Annotated in this window: 1 protein-coding gene; it reads left to right on the top strand. The window is 76.0% G+C overall.

Translation table 11 applies throughout. The annotated features are described in order from the left end of the window. Positions 1-812 (top strand): polysaccharide deacetylase family protein (locus PUR71_RS05155; RefSeq protein WP_329925124.1); only part of this gene is annotated, 812 nt, incomplete at its 5' end. Positions 813-943 lie beyond the last annotated feature (131 nt).

Here is a 943-nt window from a genome sequence, read left to right as displayed (position 1 = left end):
CGGATCCGTGGGTGCTGCCGCAGCGGCCGCACTTCGGCTCCGTCCCGGCCGCGCGGCTGGCGGAGCAGGCCTGGAGCGCGCCCGCCACGCTGGCGCGGGTGACCGCCGAGGGCGGCAGCCTGACCGGCCGCGCCGAGGAGTACCACGAGGTCGTGCGGCGCACCGAGCCGATCCGCACCGCGATGACGGCCGCCGGGCGCTGCTTCGAGCACGGCCGCCGGGACGTCCCCCGGGTCGCGCTCACCTTCGACGACGGCCCCGACCCGGTGCACACCCGCAGCGTGCTGGAGATCCTGGACCGCTACGGGGTGCGGGCGACGTTCTTCTGCGTCGGCCACCACGTGACGGCCCTGCCCGACGAGCTGCGCCGGATCGCCGACGCCGGCCACGAGGTCGGCAACCACTCCTGGTCCCACCCCTACCTGCCGGACCTGACGCCGGACCAGCTGCGCGAGCAGCTCGACCGCACCACGGAGGCGGTGGCCCGGATCACCGGAACGGCCCCGACCCGCTTCCGCCCGCCCTACGGAGCGCTCAGCCCCGAGGGCCTGGCCGTCCTCGACGAGCACCCCACCGCCCTCACGTTGTGGGACGTCGACTCCCGGGACTGGTCCAGACCCGGGCCCGGGCGCATCGCCGCGACCGTCCTGGAGTGCGCCGGCCCCGGCTCGGTGGTGCTGATGCACGAGGGCGCCGGGGACCGCGGCCAGACCGTCCAGGCCCTCCCGGCCGTCATCGAGGGCCTGCTCGACCGGGGCCTGGAGCCGGTCACCGTCGGCGAGCTCGACCCGCCGCCCGCCATCCGACCCTGAACACCCCGATCCACCAGCGGAGGACCGAACAGTCATGGAAGAACGCTTGACCGAACACGCGCCCGCGGCCGCGTCCGCGCGGGTGGAGGAGCGGCCCGCCGGGGCGCCGGCGAACACCGAACCGGCGATCT

Source organism: Streptomyces sp. SP17BM10, from assembly GCF_036322405.1.
Lineage (GTDB): Bacteria > Actinomycetota > Actinomycetes > Streptomycetales > Streptomycetaceae > Kitasatospora.
Note: the sequence above shows the minus strand (reverse complement) of the source record. Positions and strands in the feature narration are given on the sequence as shown.